Origin of the sequence: Sphingobium sp. B2 (genome assembly GCF_007693735.1) — a bacterium.
Classification (GTDB): Bacteria; Pseudomonadota; Alphaproteobacteria; order Sphingomonadales; family Sphingomonadaceae; genus Sphingobium; species Sphingobium xenophagum.
In genome coordinates, this window is record NZ_VDBZ01000023.1 from 1 (window position 1) to 1,823 (window position 1,823).

Annotated in this window: 1 protein-coding gene; it reads right to left on the reverse strand. The window is 59.8% G+C overall.

The genetic code is table 11. From position 1 onward, the window contains the following. Positions 1-1,772 (reverse strand): Tn3 family transposase (locus FE851_RS25815; protein ID WP_315850641.1); only part of this gene is annotated, 1,772 nt, incomplete at its 3' end. Positions 1,773-1,823 lie beyond the last annotated feature (51 nt).

Consider the following 1,823-nt stretch of genomic DNA (forward strand, 5'->3'; position numbering starts at 1 on the left):
CCATAAGGGTTCACATGACTGTAGATCAACGGCGTGAGACCACGATAATCTTCCGGCGTCATCCGCCCCGCCCACTTCGGCTCAACCAGTACGGTCTGAAGCATGCGGGTGTTCACATACACCAGCGACGCTTGCAGGAGGTGTAGCGCCAGAACGGAGATTTCCTGCTCATGGATGCGGTTGGTGGCGATCTCGCCGCCCTTGCCGAAGAACACGAAACCATTAGCGCCGTTCCAGTTCTCAACCACATTCAGCCCTTCGTGGATCTCGCGGCGGAATGCCTCCTGACGCAAATACCGGCATAGGAAGATTGTTTTGACCGCGCGGCCGAGTTCACTCAGCGCCTTGTAGGTCGGGTGCATCACTTCGGCTCTGGCAAACCGGAGCAGGATCGCTTCCGGATCGGCGGTGCGCGATTGCATGGCAGCGGCATATTTGACCATTTCGTCATATTGTTGCTCGATCTCGTCCCAGTCGATCGGGCTGGAGAGGATCGGCAGTAAATTGGAAAGCCGCGTGCGCATGCCGGCTTGGGGAAGGGCCAGTTTCTGGCGTGCCACTGCTTTCAGCCGCGGGGCAAGCTCAAATCCAAGGAGTCGGCAGAACGCAAAGCCGACTGCGCTCTGGCCGTGGCTATCGACGTACTGGCGCTGGATTTCCATGTCGGTGCAATGGCGTAGCACGCCTTCGATCATGGAGGCGACCTCCGAGGAAGAGCACCGCTTGAGCTGGGAATAAACGCAGGTCGCGCGCTTCTCCACATGCCAGTAGATCATGACGCCACGGCCGCCATAGCGGGCGTGCCATTCCGTCATCAGGTTGCGGTCCCACGCGCCGAACTTCGGTGAATCGGACGCGCATGCCGTGCCCGCATCTCCCCATACTGCGGCATTGCGGATTGCCAGTGTCGCGTTCGCTACCCGCGCGCACGCCTCCCTCAGCGCTGGCGCGTGGATGAAACGGCGATGGACATGCAGCAATTCCTCGTAACTGACATCGGGTGTTGCGCCAGCGACCCGCTTGAGCCCGGCGTTCGTGCCCAAGCCATAGAGACACAGCAAAAGACGCTGAGCCAAGGCTGCTTTCGACAGGGTAACCCGCGAGGCCGACGTTTCGAAAGCATCCATCAATCCCGTGTCCAGAGCAGCCTCTTTCAACACGTCCAGCAGTCCGGTCATCGGCCAGCGCTGACCGATCTCGCTTTTGATCGAAGCGAGACCCTTCGGTTCGGGCAAGGGCTTGAACGGTGTAATCGATATCCGGTTGTCGCCGCGCCACAGGAGCCGGACCTTGTCGTTTTGTGGAATATTGGCATTGAGGAGCAACAGTTCCCGTTCAAGCTCCTCCCGGATCGAGGCGCAAAACGCCTGCGCATCTGGCGTCAGGCTGAGGCCGGAATAGTACGCATCTCGCCTGATCTCGAAGTCCTTGGGAAGATCGTCATCGGGATTGCGATAGCGATCCGCCCCGACCACCCAGATTTCTTTGGAGCGGATGCGGTCGCGCAGTTGCGTCAGGACGCAAAGCTCATAGCTGATCCGGTTTACCCGCCCATCGTCATCAATGACGGAACTGCGCCATCGCGCTGGAATCACCTCATCGATCGGAACATCCTGCAATGGCACGAAGCGGCATCCGCCATCCACCTTGCTCCTGATCCAGTCGAGGGCCGCCAGGACCGGCCGCCACACCGCGTTGTTCGACCGGAACTCAAGTACGGAAAGCAGGCTTGGCAGCATGCGCCGGTAATGATTGGCCCAGGAACCACGCATCACCTTGTAGATGCGCCGGTCCAGAGCGCCCTTCGCATGGCTCTCCTTGAC